The sequence below is a fragment of the Streptomyces sp. NPDC000880 genome (genome assembly GCF_053599675.1).
Genome location: NZ_JBSFMS010000009.1, coordinates 1 through 18,569, shown reverse-complemented (window position 1 = coordinate 18,569; position 18,569 = coordinate 1). Strand labels below are relative to the sequence as shown.

General features: G+C 67.0%; 21 protein-coding genes. 15 read left to right on the top strand and 6 right to left on the bottom strand.

The annotated features are described in order from the left end of the window. Positions 1-28 precede the first annotated feature (28 nt). Together ACWDO5_RS04875 and ACWDO5_RS04870 are read right to left on the bottom strand one after the other, a co-directional pair. Complete coding sequence (locus ACWDO5_RS04875) at positions 29-931, bottom strand: helix-turn-helix domain-containing protein (RefSeq protein ID WP_450528421.1); 903 nt, start codon at positions 929-931, stop codon at positions 29-31. Positions 932-1,017: 86 nt separating this feature from the next. After that, the gene (locus tag ACWDO5_RS04870) at positions 1,018-1,233 is read right to left on the bottom strand and encodes a DUF397 domain-containing protein (RefSeq protein WP_450528531.1); all 216 of its coding nucleotides are present in this window, start codon (positions 1,231-1,233) and stop codon (positions 1,018-1,020) included. Positions 1,234-1,436: 203 nt separating this feature from the next. Between ACWDO5_RS04870 and ACWDO5_RS04865 the strand changes: the two genes are divergently transcribed. The 3 genes from ACWDO5_RS04865 (at position 1,437) to ACWDO5_RS04855 (ending at position 5,069) form a co-directional block, all read left to right on the top strand. After that, positions 1,437-1,967, top strand: a complete 531-nt coding sequence (locus ACWDO5_RS04865; RefSeq protein ID WP_450528419.1) for an ATP-binding protein — start codon at positions 1,437-1,439, stop codon at positions 1,965-1,967. Positions 1,968-2,124: 157 nt separating this feature from the next. After that, positions 2,125-3,378, top strand: coding sequence for an AI-2E family transporter (locus ACWDO5_RS04860; RefSeq protein ID WP_450528417.1), 1,254 nt, complete (start codon positions 2,125-2,127; stop codon positions 3,376-3,378). Between the two features lie 212 nt (positions 3,379-3,590). After that, positions 3,591-5,069: a glutamate--cysteine ligase gene (locus tag ACWDO5_RS04855; RefSeq protein WP_450528415.1), complete on the top strand. Its 1,479-nt coding sequence runs from the start codon at positions 3,591-3,593 to the stop codon at positions 5,067-5,069. 563 nt (positions 5,070-5,632) lie between these two features. Here ACWDO5_RS04855 and ACWDO5_RS04850 read toward each other — a convergent pair. Together ACWDO5_RS04850 and ACWDO5_RS04845 are read right to left on the bottom strand one after the other, a co-directional pair. Continuing rightward, entirely contained in the window at positions 5,633-8,035 is a 2,403-nt protein-coding gene (locus ACWDO5_RS04850; protein ID WP_450528414.1) for a SpoIIE family protein phosphatase, read from the bottom strand. 234 nt (positions 8,036-8,269) lie between these two features. Next, positions 8,270-8,401, bottom strand: coding sequence for a hypothetical protein (locus tag ACWDO5_RS04845; RefSeq protein ID WP_450528412.1), 132 nt, complete (start codon positions 8,399-8,401; stop codon positions 8,270-8,272). Between the two features lie 176 nt (positions 8,402-8,577). Between ACWDO5_RS04845 and ACWDO5_RS04840 the strand changes: the two genes are divergently transcribed. From ACWDO5_RS04840 to ACWDO5_RS04815, 6 genes are all read left to right on the top strand, one after another. Beyond that, the gene (locus tag ACWDO5_RS04840) at positions 8,578-8,874 is read left to right on the top strand and encodes an antibiotic biosynthesis monooxygenase (protein ID WP_450528410.1); all 297 of its coding nucleotides are present in this window, start codon (positions 8,578-8,580) and stop codon (positions 8,872-8,874) included. A gap of 327 nt (positions 8,875-9,201) precedes the next feature. Then, positions 9,202-9,435 carry a DUF5133 domain-containing protein gene (locus tag ACWDO5_RS04835; protein WP_450528408.1) on the top strand — a complete coding sequence of 78 codons (234 nt, stop codon included), beginning with the start codon at positions 9,202-9,204 and terminating at the stop codon, positions 9,433-9,435. An 80-nt stretch (positions 9,436-9,515) separates the two neighbouring features. Continuing rightward, positions 9,516-10,205, top strand: a complete 690-nt coding sequence (locus ACWDO5_RS04830; protein WP_450528407.1) for a nucleotidyltransferase family protein — start codon at positions 9,516-9,518, stop codon at positions 10,203-10,205. Next, positions 10,202-10,456: a hypothetical protein gene (locus tag ACWDO5_RS04825; RefSeq protein ID WP_450528405.1), complete on the top strand. Its 255-nt coding sequence runs from the start codon at positions 10,202-10,204 to the stop codon at positions 10,454-10,456. Before ACWDO5_RS04830 ends, ACWDO5_RS04825 begins: the two co-directional genes overlap by 4 nt. After that, the gene (locus ACWDO5_RS04820; protein WP_450528403.1) at positions 10,453-11,232 is read left to right on the top strand and encodes a metallophosphoesterase family protein; all 780 of its coding nucleotides are present in this window, start codon (positions 10,453-10,455) and stop codon (positions 11,230-11,232) included. Before ACWDO5_RS04825 ends, ACWDO5_RS04820 begins: the two co-directional genes overlap by 4 nt. 155 nt (positions 11,233-11,387) lie before the next feature. Then, the gene (locus ACWDO5_RS04815; RefSeq protein ID WP_450528401.1) at positions 11,388-11,711 is read left to right on the top strand and encodes a plasmid stabilization protein; all 324 of its coding nucleotides are present in this window, start codon (positions 11,388-11,390) and stop codon (positions 11,709-11,711) included. 54 nt (positions 11,712-11,765) lie between these two features. Here ACWDO5_RS04815 and qcrB read toward each other — a convergent pair whose 3' ends face one another. After that, the gene (gene qcrB, locus ACWDO5_RS04810; protein ID WP_450528399.1) at positions 11,766-13,412 is read right to left on the bottom strand and encodes a cytochrome bc1 complex cytochrome b subunit; all 1,647 of its coding nucleotides are present in this window, start codon (positions 13,410-13,412) and stop codon (positions 11,766-11,768) included. 355 nt (positions 13,413-13,767) lie between these two features. On the opposite strand from qcrB, the gene ctaD reads away from it, so the two are divergent. Together ctaD and ctaF are read left to right on the top strand one after the other, a co-directional pair. Beyond that, the gene (ctaD, locus tag ACWDO5_RS04805) at positions 13,768-15,477 is read left to right on the top strand and encodes an aa3-type cytochrome oxidase subunit I (protein WP_450528397.1); all 1,710 of its coding nucleotides are present in this window, start codon (positions 13,768-13,770) and stop codon (positions 15,475-15,477) included. Further along, positions 15,474-15,866, top strand: a complete 393-nt coding sequence (ctaF, locus tag ACWDO5_RS04800; protein ID WP_450528395.1) for an aa3-type cytochrome oxidase subunit IV — start codon at positions 15,474-15,476, stop codon at positions 15,864-15,866. The genes ctaD and ctaF overlap by 4 nt, the downstream gene beginning before the upstream one ends. A 49-nt stretch (positions 15,867-15,915) precedes the next feature. Here the strand turns inward: ctaF and ACWDO5_RS04795 are convergent, their stop codons facing one another. Beyond that, a complete protein-coding gene (locus ACWDO5_RS04795; RefSeq protein WP_450528393.1) occupies positions 15,916-16,362 on the bottom strand; it encodes a hypothetical protein in 447 nt (148 codons plus the stop codon). Between the two features lie 188 nt (positions 16,363-16,550). On the opposite strand from ACWDO5_RS04795, the gene ACWDO5_RS04790 reads away from it, so the two are divergent. From ACWDO5_RS04790 to ACWDO5_RS04775, 4 genes are all read left to right on the top strand, one after another. After that, the gene (locus tag ACWDO5_RS04790; protein WP_450528529.1) at positions 16,551-16,721 is read left to right on the top strand and encodes a hydrophobic protein; all 171 of its coding nucleotides are present in this window, start codon (positions 16,551-16,553) and stop codon (positions 16,719-16,721) included. A gap of 67 nt (positions 16,722-16,788) precedes the next feature. Continuing rightward, positions 16,789-17,349, top strand: a complete 561-nt coding sequence (locus tag ACWDO5_RS04785) for a hypothetical protein (RefSeq protein ID WP_450528391.1) — start codon at positions 16,789-16,791, stop codon at positions 17,347-17,349. Positions 17,350-17,542: 193 nt separating this feature from the next. Beyond that, positions 17,543-17,905, top strand: a complete 363-nt coding sequence (locus ACWDO5_RS04780) for a hypothetical protein (RefSeq protein WP_450528390.1) — start codon at positions 17,543-17,545, stop codon at positions 17,903-17,905. 150 nt (positions 17,906-18,055) lie between these two features. Then, positions 18,056-18,475, top strand: a complete 420-nt coding sequence (locus ACWDO5_RS04775; RefSeq protein WP_450528388.1) for a CBS domain-containing protein — start codon at positions 18,056-18,058, stop codon at positions 18,473-18,475. Positions 18,476-18,569: the final 94 nt, after the last annotated feature.

Sequence of the window (18,569 nt, the reverse complement as noted above, 5' to 3'; positions counted from 1 at the left end):
GCCGTACCCGGGCCGTCGGCGTTTCACGTCAAAGAGTGAGAACACGCTCGCGCAGCACCGCGAGTGACTCCGCGGGCGTGAGCGCACATGCCCCCAGCCGGTCCAGCATGTTCCGGTACTGCTCGACGACCAGCGGCTTCTGGGTGAATGTCGAGTCGGTCAGGTGCTCGATGTATACGGCATCCTTGAGATCCCTCAAGGCGAAGCGCAGACAGGTCACGCCGGTGCCGACTCCGACCGCTGCTGTCACATCCAGCGGGGCGATCTGCACGGTGACGCGGGGGCGCTCCATCATCTTGATGAGGTGCTCGAGCTGCCCGCGCATGACGTCCGGCCCGCCGACCGCCCGCAACAGGACGGACTCGTCGATCACCGCCCACAGTCGCGGCCCATCCGGCTGGTCGAGCTGCCGCTGCCGTTCCTGCCGCAACTCGACCCGGCGCATCACCTCATGTGTGAGGAGATGGCCGGGTCCGGCCTGGACCACAGCGCGGGTGTACGCGGGGGTCTGCAACAGCCCGGGCACGTAGAACGGCTCGTACGTGCGGATGCGCTCGGCCGCTCCTTCCAGAGCGACCAGCGGGGTGAAGAAGTCGGACAGGACGTCGCTGAACGCGCGCCACCAGTCGGTCCGGCGGGACTGGTCCACCAGGTGGAGGAACTCGGCGATGCGCTCTTCGCGGTCCACCCCGTAGAGGCTCAGAAGAGCCAGGGCGTCGGCCGACTTGCAGCCGTGCCTCCCCAGCTCGATTCGGCTGGTTTTCGATCGCGAGAACCCGAGCCGGTCGTCGACGTCCACGGGGTCGAGCCCGGCAGCAACACGCAGCTCGCGCAATTTGCCGCCAAGGACCAGCTTCAGCGCAGTCGGGTTCTTCTCTACCGCCCCTAGCGGTCGTACGAACAACGACGCGTTCAGGTCGGCTTCAGCCATCGGGCGCTCCTGCGGACGCTGGGAAGACGCCAGTATCCACCACCGTCACTCCCCTGATGCGGAACTTGACATTCTTGCAGCCCTTTTCAGCCAATAACAGAGTCGAAGTCGCCACCTCGGGCGCCCGCCACGAACGCCGCAATCTCATCCCGCGTATAGATCAGCGCCGGCCCCTGCGGGTCACGGGAATTGCGAATCGCCACATGCCCACCAGGCAACTCCGCCATCTCCACACAGTTCCCCGTCGCGTTGCTGTGGCTGCTCTTGGTCCACGTCGCCAAGTTCAGTGCACTCGCCTGCATGCCGTTGAAGAAATACTCCACTGCAACAGCCCCTCATCGTTCGCACGTTCGTTCGCCTCACCCTCCCCCGCCGAATGCAATCCCAGATGCAATTGCATTCTCGGGTGGTGGTAGACCATACTCGTTCCACGGCGGCTGCCGCAGCGTCGAAGTCCCAAGCCCCCAGGGGGACATGACCAGTGACAACCCACCTGTCAGCCTCAATGAGCGCGAGCACCGGGCACGGAAGCCGGTTCTGCGGTGCCGAGCCTGGCGCGGAACTGTCCGGATTAGTCCGTTCAGGCGAACCGGAATGGGGACTGGTCCAGGGCAACAGCCCGGTCGGATTCGCCGCATGCGGCCTGGACGGACAGCTTCGAAACGCTCCCCAGGCACGGCACTTCGTCGCCGCGACCCTCAACGGATGGGCGCTGCACACTCTTGTACCTGACACCGCGGTGGTCGTCAGCGAACTTGTCACCAACGCCGTCCAGCACGCGCTGGACCCCGCCTCGCCCGACGACGGCGACTACCCCGTCTGGCTCGGCATCTTCCTGCACCCCGGCTACCTTGTCTGCGCGGTCACCGACCCAAGCTCCAAGCCGCCGCGTCCGCGCAACGCCGACGCCTGTGCAATCGGCGGCCGGGGCCTCAGCCTCATCACCGCACTGAGCGACACCTGGTCGTGGTCACTGACACCGCCGCGGGGCAAGACCGTCTGGGCGACGCTACCCCTTCACCCACCGGCCACCTGACACAGCCTCACCAGCTCAGCCGGAGGGCTTCCACTTCCTGGGCACCGCCCCGCCGGGCGGGAGCGGCAGGTAGCCATGGCATACGGTCCGGGTGCCTTCGGGCGAATATCGCGCCGGTGGCGTGGCACGAAGGGCTCCCCGTGGTACTTGCTTGTGGATGTCCAGGCCATCGGATCCGCAGCCCAGGAACCCGGACCCCGGCGTGCCGTCCGCCGGGCACCGGCACCGGATCCGCACGGCGTCGCGTCAGGCGCTGAGCAGCATCACCCGCCGTCCGGCCGGGAAACCGGGCACCCGGCGTCCCCCGCCCCATTCCCGTCCCGACGGCGAACTGCGGGTGTTCCCCGCCCTGCAGACGGCTGCCGCCTACGCCTGGCGGATCCTCGTGGTGGGCGCCCTCGTGTACGCCGTCTTCTCGGCCCTGGGGCGGTTCCACGAGATCGCCGTGGCGGTCTTCCTCGGCATGGTCATCACCGCGATGCTCCGGCCGGTGGCCGACCTCCTGGGGCGCGTCCTGCCCCGACCGCTCGCCGTCGCCGTGTGTCTGCTCGGCAGCATCGTCATTGTCCTCGGGATCCTGGCCCTGGTCGGCGAGGCGGTGGCGGGAGAGCGGGCCGGCCTGGAGCGCGAGTTCGGGGCAGGCGTCGGCAGGATCGAGCGCTGGCTCGAGGAGCCGCCGTTCCGGCTCAACCCCGACGCACTCACCGACATCCAGTCCCGGATCGGGCAGTTCCTGTCCAGCCACCGGTCCACCCTCGTGAGTACGGCGCTCAGCGGCGCCGGCCGGCTGGTCGAAGTCCTGACCGTGTTCGCCCTGGCCATGTTCTGCTCGGTCTTCTTCATCCACTCCGGCGACCGGCAGTGGGGCTGGTTCTGCGACCAGCTTCCGCCGACCGCCCGGGATCGGGTGTCGGCGGCGGGCCGCGCGGCCTGGCGGACCTTCACCGGCTACACCCACGGCATTGTCCTTGTGGCCGTGACCAACGCGATTCTGGTCGGCGTGGCCCTCTTCGCTCTCGGCGTGCCGCTCGCCGTCCCGCTGGCCATGCTGGAGTTCTTCGCCGCCTTCATTCCACTGATCGGCTCCCCCATCGCCCTCGCGATCGCCGCCGTGGTGGCCCTGGCGGCCAAAGGCCCGCTGATCGCGGCCATGGTCATTGCCCTCATCGTGATCATCGGACAGATCGAGGGCCATCTGCTGCACCCGATCGTAATGAGCTGGGCCGTCCGGCTGCACCCGGTGGTGGTCGCGCTCTCGGTCATCGGCGGGGCCATCGCGGCCGGAGTAGTGGGCGCGGTGGTGGCCGTACCGCTGGTGTCCGCCCTCTGGTCGGCCCATCAGGCGCTGCGCCGGGCGCGCGAACCGGATCCGCTGCAGACGCAGGCCGCCGGCCGGGGGACGGGCTCGTAGGATCCTGGAAGCCTCCTCCCGACGGACCCCGGACTACGACATGGCTGGAGGGACTCTGGCAGGACTCCGGGCGGCCTGGACGGGGCTCGGACCGCCGCAATACGGGGTGCCATCGCTCCCTCACTCGGGGTGCGGCCGCCCGCAGTGGTCGGGGCGGCCGTGGAGTGGGACGCTGTTGGAGGGGTGTCCGCCGAGGAGACTCGGGAGGGTCGATGGGACGAGATGTCCCGGCACTGGTATTCACCCGCGATGACCGTCGCCAGTACCGGAACAAGATGCAGAACTGCCTCGATTCGTTCGCGCAGATGCTGCGTGAGGAACGCTTCGAAATGGAGCGGCCCCAGGTGGGTCTGGAGATCGAGCTGAACCTGGTGGACGCGGCCGGAGAGCCGACGATGCGGAGCACCGACATACTCGAGGCGATCGCGGATTCCGCTTGGTCGAGTGAGCTGGGCCGGTTCAACCTGGAGATCAACATCCCACCGCGGCGGCTGACGGCCGGTGGTCCCGATGCGTGGGAGAAGGAGATCAGGAACGCGCTCAACCATGCCGAGGAGCGTGCCGCGGCAGCGGGGGCGCATCTGATCGTGATTGGGATCCTGCCGACGCTGCGGCAGACGGATGTGGGGGAGGCTGCGCTGTCGGAGAACCCGCGGTACCGGCTGCTGAACGAGCAGATATTCGCGGCCCGGGGTGAGGATCTGCGGATCTCGGTGGACGGGGTGGACAGGCTGCGGACCTACGCCGACACCATCACCCCCGAGGCGGCGTGCACCAGCACCCAGTTCCACCTTCAGGTCTCGCCGGACGAGTTCGCGAACTACTGGAACGCGGCGCAGGCGATCGCAGGCGTACAGGTGGGCCTGGCGGCGAACTCGCCCTTCCTGTTCGGCAAGGAGCTCTGGCGCGAGACCCGTATCCCCCTCTTCGAGCAGGCCACCGACACCCGCCCGCAGGAGATCAAAGTGCAGGGGGTGCGGCCCCGGGTGTGGTTCGGCGAGCGGTGGATCACGAGCGTCTTCGACCTCTTCGAAGAGAACCTGCAATATTTTCCCGCGCTGCTGCCGCTGTGCGACAAGGAGGATCCGCAGCAGACGCTCGACGGCGGCGACGTCCCCGCACTGTCCGAACTCACCCTGCACAACGGCACGATCTACCGGTGGAACCGTCCGATCTACGACGTCGCCCACGGCCAACCACATCTGCGGGTGGAGAACCGGGTGCTGCCCGCCGGTCCCACAGTGGCCGACGTCCTCGCCAACGGCGCCTTCTACTACGGGCTGACGCGCGCCCTGGTCGAGGAGGAACGGACGGTCTGGTCACGGATGTCGTTCTCGGCCGCGGAGGACAATCTGCACGCCGCGGCACGGCACGGAATCGACGCGCGACTGTACTGGCCCGGGATGGGCGAGGTACCGGTCGCCGAACTCGTACTGCGACGCCTGCTGCCCCTGGCACACCGCGGGCTGGAGCTCTCGGGCATGGACGCGGCATGGCGGGAGCCGCTGTTGGGCATCATCGAGCAGCGATGCGTCACCGGCCGCAACGGCGCGGTATGGCAGGCAGAGATGTTCCACCACATCGTTGACACCAGCCACCTCGACAATCATGAGGCACTGCGCCGGATGACACTGCAGTACATGGAATACATGCACCTCAACGCCCCGGCACACACCTGGCCCATCGACTGAACCCGCGAGGGAACAAGGCACCCGGCCATGGACAACGGCGAGTTCAGCAGAGCGGCCGCCGGCGCCGACGCGCGGGGAGTCAGCCCTCGACCCGGAGGACAACACCGGGCCCAGTGACTGGCGTTGGTGCCTCAGCGTCTGCTGCCCATGCACCAGAGGAGCGTGCCCGGTGGACCCTCCCAGTGGCGACGATCATGATCACGGCCAGACTCACCATCGCCGCCCACACCGCCATCAGCTGCCGGGGTGTGGACGGGGAGGCAGCCCCGGAGGCACAACCCAAACCGCGGGGGAACGTCTTTGCTCCGGGGGTGCCCGACGAGTCGGGGCATCAGCCGAGCGCAGCTGCGCACACCACATGCAGCTGTCGTCTTCATGCTTCGGAGAGGCGAGCCAGTACGCGCCCACCAGCCGGGCGTCGGGAAGCGGGATCGGGTCGTTGCCGGAGACGTTCATACCCGGCCCAACGTTGCAAACCAGCGAAGGGGAACGGAGCCCCGCGGCCATGCGACCGAACCGTCACCCAGGAGGCGCGACAGCGGCCGGCCGGGTCACCCGTCAGATCATCCCGCCGACGGGAACGCTTGTTCCGTCCAGATGGTCTTCCCGGACTGTGTGTAGCGCGTTCCCCACCGCTGAACGAGTTGCGCAACGATGAAGAGTCCGCGCCCGCCTTCGTCGTCGTCCGCACTGTGGCGGAGGTGTGGTGAGGTGTGGCCCGTGTCCGCGACTTCGCATACGAGCGTGCGATCACGGATGAGGCGCAAGTGCAGCGGCCCCTCGGCGTACCTGACCGCGTTGGTGACCAGCTCGCTGACGACGAGCTCGGTCGAGAACGCCATCTCTTCCAGGCCCCATTCGCGAAGCTGGCGGGTAGCCAGCTCCCGGGCATGGCTCACCGCGACCGGTTCGGCGGGCAGCTCCCAGCCGGCGACCTGTGAGGCGTCGAGTTCGCGGGTACGCACAAGTAGCAGTGCCGTGTCGTCGACTGTCGTGCCGTCCGGCAGGAGTTCCGACAGAGCCCGGTCGCAGAGGTCTTCCAGGGACCCACGGCGGTCGCTGAGCACCCGGCCCAGAATGTCCAGCCCCTGATCGATGTCGCGGTCGCGGGCTTCGACCAGACCGTCGGTGAAGAGGGCCACCAGGCTGCCCACCGGCAGCTCAATCTCCATGGACTCGAACGGCAGGCCGCCGAGCCCCAGCGGCGGTCCGGCCGGCAGGTCCGGGAAGGAGAGGTTGCCGTCGGAGTCCACGATCGCCGGCGGCAGGTGCCCGGCCCGGGCCATGGTGCATCGTCGCGAGACCGGATCATAGACCGCGTAGAGACAGGTGGCCCCGGTGGCGTCGTCCTCGTGCGGTTCGGCGGTCGGGCCGGCGGCGTCCGACTGATCCTCCGCCGACTGGCCCACCAGATCGTCGAGTCGCTTGAGCAACTCGTCGGGGGCCAAGTCCAGCTGCGCGAGTGCGCGTACGGTCGTGCGCAGCCGTCCCATGGTGGCCGCCGCCTGCAGGCCGTGGCCGACCACGTCACCGACGACGAGTCCGACCCGGGTTCCGGAGAGCGCGATGACGTCGAACCAGTCGCCGCCGACCCCTGTCACGTCGTCCGTGGGCAGGTAGCGATGGGCCTGGTCGACCGCCGATTGCTGCGGCAGGTGCTGCGGCAGCAGTTGACGCTGGAGGGCGAGCGAGGCCGTGCGTTCACGGGTGTAGCGTCGGGCGTTGTCGACGCACACCGCCGTACGGGTGGCCAGCTCGTCGGCGAGTGCGACCTCGCCGCTGTCGAAGGTGGCCGACGGGGCGTCGCGATGAAAGGTGACGAGTCCCAGCATGCTGCCCCCGGCCCGCAACGGTACGACCAGGGTGTCGTCCACGAGCACGAGCCCGCCCGAGGAGAGGCTGCGGTACTGGGGTGAACCTGGCGGGTAATCGACAGGAGAAGGCTGACGCGACTCCCCCGGACCGCCCGCCCCGCCGTTCGCCGTGGCCGATCGGGAGGCGACCCGTACGAGGTCCGTCGCTCCTGGGGCTCCGGCGTCCGACACCTCTCCTTCCAGGACCTCCTTCGCAAGGTCGACCGTGACGGTGCTCGCGAAATCCGGCGCCGCCACCTCCGTGACCTCCTCGGCAGTGACGATCACGTCCAGGGCGTTGCCGATTCGGCGGCCGGCCTCGACGAGCAGGGCCAGCCGCTTCTGGGCCTCGTAGCGATCGGTGATGTCGAATGCGTCCTCGCACACTCCGAGCACATGCCCGTCGGCGTCCTGGAGCCGGTAGTAGGAGCATGACCAGAGGTGGTCCGTCCCGGGTTCGCTGGGTGGCTGGCCAAGGAAGTGCAGGTCGAGGATTGGTTCGCCGGTGTCGAGTACGTAGTGCATCACGGCATCGAGAGTGTCCGGGTACTTCTCGGTCAAAAACCTGCCCTCGGGGTACAGCTCATCGGCTCGCCTACCACGGAACTCGGCGAACGGCTGTCCGATCTCGCGCTCGTACGCGGCGTTGCACCACGTCAGGCGCAGGTCGGTGTCGTAGATGGCCAGACCGACGGGTGACTGGGTGGCCAGCCCCTGCAGTAGAGCCAGCCGGGATTCCCACAGCCGCAGACGCTCCAGCTCGGTCGCGACGATGACGCGAGCCGCCGTGCCACTACCGGTCAGTGGGGACACCTCTGTTGCGAGCAGAAGCTCGTGGCCGTCGCGGTGCCGGGCGACGCGGATGTCGCTTCCGCTCAGCTGGGTGCCCGAGCCCGGGTCGGGCCCCTGAGCAGCTGTGAATTCGGAGCCTTGCCGGGACGGCAGGAACGTATCCACGTGCTTCCCGACAATCTCGTGCGGCGGATAGCCGAGGAGACCCTCGGCCGCGGGCCCCCAGCCGATGACCGTGTCCTGGGCGTCGAGAACCACCGTGGCTGCCCTGGTGACGTCGAGCGGACCACGGAAATCGGCGCTCTTGGCCGCGTCACTCATGGCGCCACACCAGCCCGGTTCATTACCTCCAGAATCGGCCCTGCCCGGGCCCGGCACAACCGCGATGACGGCCCACCCGGCCTGCCATGAGCACCATGACCCTGACAAACCTTCCACTCAAAAAGGCGTCCCTCGCTCCAGGACACCGGCGTTCGGAGACAACAAGGCAGCCACCAGGGCCGCAGGTTCATGGCTGTCCCGGGCGCGGCCGCCCGGGACATCACAGACACCCCGTCAGCTCCCGTTCGCCATGATCGACGAGGTGTTCTGGTCCGGGTACGCGGTGTGCGGCAGCGCCAACACCGTGGTCGCGGTCGCCACGAGCCGCGCTCGCTTTCCGTAACAGAAAAGGTGGATGTTCGTCACTTTCAGCGACTGGCACCGCGGGCAGATAGAGCACACCGTCCGTGACGCGCCCCCCTCAATGCACCCCCGCACGCCCCCGAGTGCCGGGGGTGTCCGCCGCGGAGGCGGAAGCCGCGCCGGCGACCTACGGTGGTCGGGGAACGCCTCTCCGAACCGACGTTCCGCAGGAGGCCGCAATGGAGGACTACTTCGTCTGGGTCACGACGCGCCGCATCAAGCCGGGCACTCTGGAGGAGTTCGAGAGGGCATGGCGACCGGGCGCGAAGCCGCAGGGCCTGCGCCGCGCCTACGCGTACTGGTCCGAGGACGGGCAGGAGATCACCGGGGTGTCGTTCTGGGACTCCCGGGAAGCGTGCGACTCCTGGCGGAGCTCCGACGGGGAGAAGCAACGGCGTGAGGCCATGGCCCCGTACGTCGTCGAGGAGCGGGAAGGCTTCTACCGCGGCGGCGAACTGACCGTCCCCGGTCGGTGATCAGCACCCGTAAGCCGGGAGCCGAGCCGAGCTGAGAGGTTGCTGAGGACGTCCACCGGCTTCTGACCGGCGGGCTGTGGCCGGCCCCGGGCCCGCACCTCCCAGGCGCGTCCCCTGCGTATGCGAATGACCGCCGACGGCACCCGATGCCGGCCGCCTTGGGCAGGGACGGGCTGGAGCGGAGAACTTCACTCCGCAGGCCGTCGGGATTTCCGGCGTAGACGTGGGCGAAGCCGCCCGTACCTCTACCGCCACCTCACGGGGGCACCCATGCACGGAGCTCGGGATCAGTCCGCGCGCGGGCCTTTCACAGATGGAGGATTCGAGATGCTGCTGCCGGACAAAGACCGTGTTCGCAGTCTCCTCATCCGGTTCAGGGAACTGGAGCGCCGAATGCTTGCCGACCCGATGCACAACGACACCCGCGCTCGATTCGAAGACGCGGCGTACACCCTGTGCATCCTCATGGGACAACGAACGGCACGCGATGCCGTCCTCCAGGCAGAGCGGTATGTCAAGGCTCCAGCAGCACAGCTTGCCCGTTTCTCGCTGCGGAAATAGCCGGACCTCGGGGCGGGTCATTTCGCCGCAGGCCGGGTACCCGAACCATCTCCACCCGGCCCACGACGAGGACGGTACTCGTGAAGAAGTACGCACAAGACACCCCTGGTGGACGGGCACAGCGGCCCGGTCCGCCCTCGAGGGGAGGCAGGCAGGCGACCGAGCCCACAGCGGGCCGGGCGGCCGGGGCGCCGGGACTGCCACCGGACCGCACCCAGAGCATCCTCCAGGCCACCAAGCAGGTGGCCGGGAGACTCAAGAGCGGCGGGTATCCATTCGCTCTGGCCGGCAGTGTTGCCGCCTACGCGCACGGCGTGCCGGTCAGCCTCCAGCACGACACCGACTTCTGCATCCTGCGCGAGGACGCGGAAGCCGTGACCGAGGCCCTGGAGGCCGACGGTATCGAGGTGCGCATCGCACCCGAGGACTGGCTGATCAAGGCCAGGAGCCACGGTGAGGAGATCGACCTCATCTTCGAGCTGGCGCAGCAGCCCGTGACCAGGGAGCTGCTCGACCGGGCGGAGACCCTGCCCGTGGACTCCGTACACATGCCGGTGCTGTCCGCGACCGACCTCGTGGGCAGCCTGCTCCACGCCTTCTCGGAACACCATTGCGACTTCGGGTCTGTACTGCCCATCGCAAGGACGCTCCGGGAGAAGATCGACTGGGACCGTCTACGCCGCGAACACCAGACTTCGCCCATGCCCGACGCCTTCCTCTACCTCCTCGAGCGTCTGGACGTCATCGAACGACGGGAGGCAATGCCATGACCGGCTCGGACACCGTCGAGTACCGCATTGCCCACCTGCGAGAACGCCTGGCAGGCGGGGCGATCGCAGAGCTGGGCGTGCGGATCGAGGCCCGGGGGAACAGCGTCCTGCTTTCCGGCGCCGTCGCCAGCGCCGCCTCCCGGGACGAGATCCTGCGTATCGCCAAGGAGGAACTGGCTGGAATTCCGCTCCGTGAAGACCTCTTCGTGGTCTGCGCCGATGCCCCTGACCATCCCGAGGAGCTGGCGTGATCCGAGTAGCAGCGGTCGGCGACATTCACCTGGGGCCGGACAACGCGGGGCTGCTTCGGCCCGCCTTCGAGACCCTGAGCGAGTGCGCGGACTTGCTGCTGCTCGCCGGCGATCTGACGCGGCACGGCACGGCGGAGGAGGCCGAGGTAGTCGCCGGGGAGGTGACCGCACTGGATGTGCCGGTCGTGGCGGTCCTGGGCAACCACGACTATCACAGTGACCAACAGGCCGAGGTGACTGATGTGCTGGCCGGGGCGGGGGTGACCGTCCTCGAGGGTGCGGCAACGATCCTGGACGTCGGCGGGGTACGGGTCGGCGTCGCCGGAACCAAGGGCTTCGGCGGCGGATTCGCCGGACGCAGCGGAGACGAGTTCGGCGAACCTGAGATGAAGACATTCATTCGCCACACGCGGCGCTGCGCGGACGGCCTGCGCGATGCCCTGGACGGGCTGAGGGAGGGCGACTGTGCCGTACGGATCGCGTTGACGCACTTCTCACCCGTCGCGGACACCCTGGCGGGCGAGCCGCTGGAGATCTTTCCCTTCCTGGGCAGCTACCTGCTGGCCGAAGCAGTGGATGACGCCGGGGCCGACCTGGCTGTCCACGGCCACGCCCACATGGGCACGGAACACGGTATGACAAGCGGCGGGGTACGGGTGCGCAATGTCGCCCAGCCGGTCATCGGCCGCGCTTTCGCCATCTACCAGTTGCCGGTGGACGCCCAGGGCAGCAGGAGTCGCCGGCCCTACGACTCCGGCCGCGGCATTTCGGGGTAGACGCCTGTCCACCCGTTCTCCGGCGCGGTGGCGGGACCGGACCAGTGCCCCATTTGCGGCGGGAGGTTCGGGGACGCACTGTGGATGGCGCGGTCCTCAGTCGCAAGGGAAGGGCCACAACGATCCGGTACAGCTCTGTGAGAGGAGTGACAGCGATGCCGAGGGGCTCGAGTTCCAAGCGGGAGCGCCAGTACGAACACATCAAGGAGAGCGTGGAGGAACGAGGCGAGAGCGAGCAGCGGGCGAAGGAAATCGCGGCGCGCACGGTGAACAAGGAACGTGCACGCTCAGGTGAGTCCCGTACCGCCAGCAAGAGTTCCACGCAGGACATTTCGTCCTCGAAGCGTGGCGGGCAGCGTTCCCACAGTGGGTCCGAGGGTCCGACCTACGACCAGCTGTACGCGGAGGCACAGCGCCGCAATATCCATGGGCGCTCGTCCATGAACAAGTCCGAACTGAAGAAGTCCCTCGGCCGCTGACCTCCAGTGCGGCAGAGAGCGGACATTCGCGGCGCGCCTGAGGCGAGGGGCTCATCAGGGGCGCCCGGACTGCTGGTCCGGCGGGTCGCCTCCCCCCTCGCCTCCCCTGCCGGTGTCGTGCCCCACGGCTGCTGACCCGGTGTTGAACCAGTTGGCGAGTGCCTCCCGCAACCGCCCGTCCCGCCGGCCCTCCCCGCCGGAACCCGATGGCGCCTCCTTGAGCGCGGGCAGGCTCTTGTGCTCCAGCAGATACCGCTCGTCGACATCGAGCGGCCGGTGCTCCTGCTCGAAGCCTCCCTCGACGGTCTGGCGCACGCTTCCGGTCTCCACACCGGAGGCCAGCCGCTCGAACTCGGCGTCCTGGAGGGCGAGACAGATCCGCTTGGTCACGAGAAACGCGACGATCGGCAGTACGACCAGTGCGATACGCAATGCCCACGTCAGCTCGTCGAGTGAGATACGGAACGTAAAGGCCACCACGTCGTTGCCGCCGGCCAGCAGCAGCACGCCGTAGAAGGCGATACCCGCGACCCCCAGCCCGGTGCGCACCGGTCGGTCGCGCGGCCGGTCGCACAGGTGGTGCTCGCGCCGGTCGGCCGTCACCCACGCCTCGGCGAACGGATACGCGTACAGGACGGCGAACAGTATGCCGGGCAGGACCAGCGCGGGCAGCAGGACGTTCCACATCACGGTGTGCCCCGCCACCACCGTCTCCCATGGCGGCACCAGTCGCAGCGCACCTTCCAGGAAGCCGACGTACCAGTCCGGCTGCGAGCCCGTCGACACCTGGTCGGTTCGGTAAGGCCCGTACACCCAGACCGGGTTGATCTGTGCCAGCCCACCGAGGGCCGCGGTCACCCCGAGGACGATGAAGAACAGTCCGCCCGATGCGGCCATGAATTGGGGAAAGAACGGCTTGCCGACCGCGTTGCGATTGGTGCGGCCCCGGCCCGCCCACTGGGTGTGCTTCAGGTAGAACACCAGGATCAGATGAACCGTCACCAGGGCGAGGAGCAGTCCCGGCAGCAGCAGGATGTGCAACCCGTACAGCCGTGTGATCAGGTCCTCCCCCGGAAACTCCCCGCCGAAAGCGAACATGCTGATGTAGGTCCCGGCCACCGGAATCGACAGCATGATGCCCTGAGCGATCCGCAGCCCGGTGCCGGAGAGCAGATCGTCCGGGAGCGAGTAACCGGCGAACCCTTCCGCCAGTGCCAGCACGAACAGCGTGAGACCGATTATCCAGTTCGCTTCACGGGGCTTGCGGAACGCGCCGGTGAAGAACACCCGCAGCAGATGCACACCGATCGCGGAGACAAAGATGACCGACGCCCAGTGGTGCATCTGCCGGATCAGCAGCCCCCCGCGGACGTCGAAGCTGATGCTCAGCGTGGAATCGAACGCCTGCGACATCCGGACACCGTCGAGCGGCGCGTACGACCCGTCGTACACCACCTCGCTCATCTCGGGCTTGAAGAACAGCGTGAGGTAGACACCGGTCAGCAGGAGCACGATCAGGCTGTACAGCGCCAACTCGCCCAGCAGGAAGGACCAATGATTGGGGAACGCCTTGCGCAGCAGACCGCCGCCCTCGCTGATCGGCAGGCGCGCGTCCAGCCCTTCAGCGGTCCGTCCCGCGACCTGCCGTGTGCGGCGCTCCACGGCACGAGCGGTCAGTCGTGCCCGCCGGAAGAAGATCATGAGCTGCTCCTGCCCCCTGACGTGCTCCAGCGGATTCGCGCGCTCGATGTGACGGGGCGTCACAAGAGGCCGCGCAAGGAGCGTAAGGGCGTCGCCGTCAGGGGTGTCGGAAGCCGGTCTCGGTGTGTTCAAGCGGATGGATCGTCGTGGGGAGTTGGTGTGCCCGGTTTCGCACAGGGGGTTGGATCGGGCTGCCCCCTCACCCATACGAGGGCAGTCTCCGACACGGGTGGGAACAGTCGGTGGCGGTGCACCGTAATGCGGGAGAAACGGTCATAGCATGCAGCGCCCGTCGCGAACCCCTGGGACGAGCCGCCTGTCCCCTTCTCACCGCCGGCGAACGGAGGACCCCCGGATGGTCCACGGCCCCCTAGTGACGCCAACGGCTGTGGCCGGAAACGAAAGGACGGTGGTCGGGAATCGGATCAGAGGCTGGTTGACGACCACGGACCACAAGGTCATCGGCAATCTCTACATGGTCACAGCGTTCGGGTTCTTTCTGCTGGCCGGATTGATGGCCATGGTGATGCGGGCCGAACTGGCCCGCCCCGGGCTGCAGATCGTCAGCAACGAGCAGTACAACCAGATGTTCACCATCCACGGCACGATCATGATGCTGCTCTTCGCGACTCCTATGTTCGCCGGATTCGCCAATGCGGTCATGCCCTTGCAGATCGGGGCACCCGACGTCGCCTTTCCTCGGCTCAATGCCCTCAGTTACTGGCTGTATCTCTTCGGTGGACTGATCGTCGTCTCCGGTTTCCTCACCCCGGACGGGGCGGCGGATTTCGGATGGTTCGCCTATGCCCCGCTGAACGGTCCGGTGTACTCCCCCGGCGAGGGAGGTGACCTGTGGGCGATGGGTCTGGTGCTGGCCGGAGTCAGCACCACCCTCGGCTCGGTCAATTTTATCGCCACCATCGTCTGCCTGCGCGCTCCGGGAATGACCATGTTCCGCATGCCGATTTTCACATGGAATGTGCTGTTCACTTCTATTCTCGTGCTGGTGTCTTTTCCGGTACTGACCGCGGCATTGCTGGCACTCGAGGCCGATCGCAAGTTCGGGGCCCATATCTTCGACCCGACCAATGGCGGCGCGCTCCTTTGGCAGCACCTGTTCTGGTTCTTCGGCCACCCCGAGGTCTACATCGTCGCGTTGCCCTTCTTCGGTGTAGTAACCGAAATCATTCCGGTCTTCAGCCGTAAGCCGACCTTCGGATACGTTGGAATGGTTGGGGCCACCATCGCCATCACGATGCTCTCCGCGGTGGTCTGGGCACATCACATGTTTACGACGGGCGCTGTGCTGCTGCCCTTCTTCTCGATGATGTCGTTCATCATTGCGGTGCCGACAGGAGTCAAATTCTTCAACTGGATCGGCACCATGTGGCACGGGAGCATCTCGTTCGAGACACCGATGCTCTGGGCGTTGGGCTTCCTGGTCACGTTCCTGCTCGGCGGCCTCAGTGGGGTGATGATCGCTTCTCCACCTCTGGACTTCCACGTCACGGACACCTACTTCATCGTGGCCCACCTGCATTACGTACTCTTCGGCACTGTCGTCTTCGCCATGTTCGGCGGCTTTTACTTCTGGTGGCCGAAATTTACGGGGCGCATGCTCAGCGAGCGACTGGGCAGGATTCACTTCTGGACTCTATTCATTGGATTTCAGACCACTTTTCTGGTCCACCACTGGCTCGGTGAAATGGGGATGCCCCGCCGTTACGCGGACTACCTCGCCGCAGACGGCTTCACACTCCTGAACACAATTTCCACCATTGGCTCGTTCCTGTTGGGCCTTTCCACTCTGCCATTTCTCTACAACGTTTGGCGCACAACTCAGTACGGGCCCAAAATCAAGGTCGACGATCCATGGGGCTTCGGCCGGTCCCTCGAATGGGCGACATCCTGCCCAGCACCCCGGCATAACTTCCACGCAATGCCCCGCGTACGTTCCGACTCACCGGCCTTCGACATGAATCATCCGGAGGCGGTGGAGAGGCCCGATACCGGACGTGGACGAGTCGGACCGACGCCGGATCCGCACAGGGAGGGCAGCGGATGAAGATCGAGGCCTACCTCTTCGCCGGGGTCGCACTGTTCTTCCTCGCGACCGACGCGCTTTATGCCGTGTGGTCCAAGGAGCCTGCCGGCATCGCGGCGCTCACCGTGGCGTTCGCCATGGCCTCCCTGGTCGCGTTCTTCTTCGGCACGACATACCGCAGGAAGGGCATCCGGCCGGAGGACCGCAAGGAGGCCGAGATCCGCGACAGAGCGGGCCCCTTGGGATTCTTCCCGCCCCACAGCGCCTATCCCGTGCTGGCCGCCGCCGGCAGCGCGGCACTGGCCGTCGGTGTCGTGTACGGCCTATGGCTGGTGCTGATCGGGCTCGGTGTACTGACGGCGGGAGTGTTCGGGCTTGTCTTCCAGTTCGCCGGGGGCAGCGAGGACTGAGCGGCTGAGGACTGAGCGGCTTACGGGCCACGCCGCGCGGAATCCGTTCTCAGCCCCATTCCTTCGTGATCTCGAAGGAATGGGCTTCATGACCCAGCTCTTCTCCGTCGGCATCGGTGAACGTACCGGTCACCTGGTAGGTGTCACGGGCCAAGCGACCGGTCGGCAGCCGCTCCGGCGGAAGCACCACCTCGTACGGGCCGCCCGGCCGGTAACTGCCGAGCATCACCTGGGTCGTCCCGATCACCGCTCCCTGCCGTTTCCTCACAACGGTGAACTTGAGGCCTTCGACAGCCTGCCTGAGGCGGAATCCCAGTGTGATGCGGATTTCCGCGCCTTCTTTTAGCGCGAATGGAGCTTCCAGCAGCGAGGTTTCTGCCTTCCCGGGTGGGGGCAGCGGGACATCGAGCCCTTCGCGCCCCTCAGCTTGCAGAGTGACGCTCAGCAACTCGAGCTGACCGAAACCGCTGATCGGTTCTTCGAGGGGCGCTCTCATCGGACGACCCAGCCTTCGCAGCCAGGGTGTCAGCATGCTGACACCACACCCCCGCCGATTGATTCTCGACTGCCCGTAATGAAGTGGGACAAACAGCGATGCCTGATTCTCCGAATCCTGGGAACACGCGAGCCTGAACACGGAATGTGCGCAACGGTGCGCAATGCCAAGACACGGAGATGATCGACATGGTCCCGATCCTGTTGGCGCTCCTTCTGATCCTGATTCTTTTCGGGTTCGGATTCGCCGTAGAAGTCCTTTGGTACATCGCACTGGCGGTGCTCGTCCTGTGGTTGCTGGGCTTCTTCATGCGCGGCACGACCGCTGGGGGCGGAAGGTCCCGCTGGTACCGGTGGTAGGTGATGGGGGGCCGCAACCCGGCAAGGTCAGGTTCTACCAACTCTGGCCACTCCCTTGGAGGAACAGATGTCTGCCAGCACTCTTGTCGCCATCATCGTCCCCGTGGCGGTGGTGTTGATCATTCTCGCCGTGACGCTGTGGACTCTGTCGCGCCGACGGCGCCTGCGGGAACGCTTCGGCCCGGAGTACGACCGCACTGTCGAGGAGCAGGACAGCCGACCGGCTGCTGAGCGCGAGCTGCGTGCCCGCGAGCAACGCCACGACAGGCTGGACATCAAGGAACTACCGGCCGAGGTCCGACGCCGGTACGCGGACGACTGGAGCAGCGTCCAGGAACGCTTCGTGGATCGCCCCGGCGAGGCGGTCGCCGAGGCGGACCGGCTCGTAGCCCGGCTCATGACCGAGCGCGGATATCCGACCGACGGATACCAGCAGCGGCTGGCAGATCTCTCGGTGGAGCACGGCCGCACCCTGGAGCACTACCGCACCGCCCACGAGGTCAATGTGCGCAGCGGTGGCGGACAGGCCACCACGGAAGAGCTGAGAGGAGCGATGGTGCACTACCGCGCACTGTTCGAGGAGCTGCTCAGCGACCGGGGCAATGCCCCGCGGAACGACGGCTCCTGAGACGGATGAGGTGAGAGACATGCAGCGAGACGGCATACGGGATCCGGGCGATACGAGTCGCCCGCCCGGCCAGGAAGGCCTCACGACCGAGAGCATCGCCAATCCCCAGGAACCCCGGGCGGAGTCTCAGGGCCGGCGGCCCGCCGTCTACCCAGGAGAGTCAACCGGTGCCACGGGGCAGCAGCAGGAGCCGGTGAATGGTCCGGATGCCGTCGGCGAGGACCGTGCCGGCGGACCCGAGGAGGCACCACGGGAATCCGAGATCGCGCAGGAGGCTGGTGAGGAGGACCAGGCACTGCTCGGCCCCGACGAGACGGACGAGTACCGCGGCAAGTGGCGGGACATCCAGAGCACCTTCGTCGACGATCCACGAGACGCTGTGCGCTCGGCCGATGCGCTGGTCGCTGACGTGATGCAGACGCTGGCCAGGTCGTTCTCGGCCCACAAGCAGGGCCTGGAGGTCCAGTGGGACCGCGGCGAGGAAGTTGCCACGGAGGATCTGCGCGTCGCGCTCCAGCACTACCGCTCGTTCTTCAACCGTCTGCTCAGTACATAGCCCTGGATCCAGAACACCCCAGGGTCAGCAGGATGGTGGCGACGGCCGCACCCGGAGGACGCCGACGTGCGATTCGACACGGTCGACTTGGGTACTCGGGCAGTCCAGCGGCGGCCGCCGCTGCCGCCACCAGTCCAACGGAGAACTGCGATGGCTCAGCAGGTTCGCGAAATCATGACGAGCGCCCCCGTCACAGTGGGCCGGCTCACGGCAGTCAGCGAAGTCGCGCAGCGGATGCGCGATGAAGACATCGGCGCCGTTCTGGTCACCGAAGACGATCAGCTGCTCGGGCTGTTCACCGACCGGGACCTGGCAGTGCGCGTCATTGCCGAAGGGAAGGACCCCGTCGACACGACCGTTCGGGACGCCTGCAGCTCCGACCTCATCACCGTCACTCCCGACGACGAGGTCACTCACGCTGTTGAGTTGATGCGTAAGCACTCTCTGCGCCGGCTGCCCGTGGTCGAAGGCAAAACCCCGGTGGGGATCGTCTCCTTGGGCGACCTGGCGATCGAGCGCGATCCCTCTTCCGCCCTGGGAGACATCAGCGCTGCCCGCCCCAATACGTGACGGCTCCTCCGTCACATCAGCAAGCAAGGCTCATTGCAGATGCGCCCTGCTGCGCGAGGCGGGTCGGCTCAAGGGAATTCGCGGCGTCCTTTTC